Origin of the sequence: Yoonia sp. R2-816, assembly GCF_046762905.1 — a bacterium.
Taxonomy (GTDB): Bacteria; Pseudomonadota; Alphaproteobacteria; order Rhodobacterales; family Rhodobacteraceae; genus Yoonia.
Window position 1 is genome coordinate 1 of the sequence record NZ_JBKQXN010000289.1, and the last position, 1,098, is coordinate 1,098.

Sequence of the window (1,098 nt, forward strand, 5' to 3'; positions counted from 1 at the left end):
GGCGCTGCAACCCTTACCACGCTTTCCCCATAGGCAGCGCCTGGTCGCCGCGGCTTCCACCTTGCGAGGATTTCCAACGCGGGCCCCACGCAGCTCCCAACGGCAAAGTCGCACACCGGCCCGCATCGAAAATCCTTCACCAAAGCGGATGTTCGAATTTCTGGCTTGGCCGGTTCCTGAGCGAAAGAAGCTATCATTTGATGGACTAGGAATGCATCTTGTCGTTGAAAGGGTGCTCAGTTCTGCATTAGGCGGCTGGCCATACGCAGCTTGAGAAACGCAAGTGAAATGGATGAATTCAAACGACTGACCAAAGACGAAACGAACGCCATTTACAGGAGAATCTATGCGTATGTGGGTGAGATAGTCTGCGAGTGGAACGAGGTTGAGGGGGAGATGGGCAAGATCTTTCAGATGTGCATGAACCCAGATCCGAGATATCCGGCCGCCTTGCCGTTTTGGACTATCCAAGGGTTTCGCGGCATGCTCGATGCTACTGGCGCCGCTGTTAAAGCTTTGTGCTTTAAAGAAGCCAAACTCATTGAAGAATGGACTGAGATTAGGAGCAAGCTAGAAAAGGCAAACAAAATTCGAAACAAGATTGCCCACGGCGGCATTTGGCACGAGTTGCCAAGGGACAGGGATCAAAATGCTAACGATATCTTCCTAACGACGAGCGGGGAGAAACAGCAAGACAATCACTACGCAGAGGTCAGAGGTGAGCCTGGTGCCAAACGGTATCCTACTCCGGAGTCAAAAATGCGTGTTTATGATTTGGCCGCGATACCGACGATGATTAGGGAGAGGACGACCGAACTAAAGATTTTTCACGAGAGCATTTGGGTGACATTTGAAGCGACCTACTTCAATCTCGACAGAAGATGAACCATCGGTTTTGCATATGCTAAACACCAGAACGCGGCGATCTTGAGTGTTTGCGCGCGCGCGTACACTATGAGCCGATTGTGTTCTCTAATCTGTCAATGTTCGTTTTCACTTTTGTGTTTTTCTGACGTCTGAGGTTGCCTTGGTTCTCTTCGAGCTCGCGGGCTCATGATGGGGTTGGCTGGGTGTGGATCGGCAAGGTTGAAACCGCGA

At 51.2% G+C, this 1,098-nt stretch carries 1 protein-coding gene; it reads left to right on the forward strand.

All coding sequences use genetic code 11. The annotated features are described in order from the left end of the window. The first annotated feature begins 288 nt into the window (after positions 1–288). Entirely contained in the window at positions 289–885 is a 597-nt protein-coding gene (locus tag ACFWW2_RS16960) for a hypothetical protein (protein ID WP_393929874.1), read from the forward strand. Positions 886–1,098: the final 213 nt, after the last annotated feature.